This is a genomic window from Cytobacillus oceanisediminis 2691 (genome assembly GCF_007678455.1).
Taxonomy (GTDB): Bacteria; Bacillota; Bacilli; order Bacillales; family Cytobacillaceae; genus Mesobacillus; species Mesobacillus oceanisediminis_A.
Genome location: NZ_VEEP01000382.1, coordinates 1 through 240 on the forward strand (window position 1 = coordinate 1; position 240 = coordinate 240).

Annotated in this window: 1 protein-coding gene; it reads right to left on the minus strand. The window is 52.1% G+C overall.

Translation table 11 applies throughout. The annotated features are described in order from the left end of the window. A partial coding sequence (locus tag FS736_RS24750) for a hypothetical protein (RefSeq protein ID WP_186326949.1) occupies positions 1-240 on the minus strand: 240 nt, incomplete at both ends.

A 240-nucleotide genomic window follows, 5' to 3' on the forward strand; every position in this document is an offset into this window, starting at 1 on the left:
TTTTTCCTCCCCCCAGCGCAACCATCCTCCCCTTCTCATCCTTTATAACCCCTCCCCCACCCTCCACCCATCCATCCCCCAAATCACCCCACACTCCCTCCACTCCCTCTCTCTGCCTATCAATATCAACGCTGGTCTCCATCCTCACACCTGACCCAAGCAAATCTTCAATCTTCACCCTTAACTCCTCCCCATCCTCTATCTTCTCCTCTTCGCCAATCAATTCCCTCATTTCCAAAA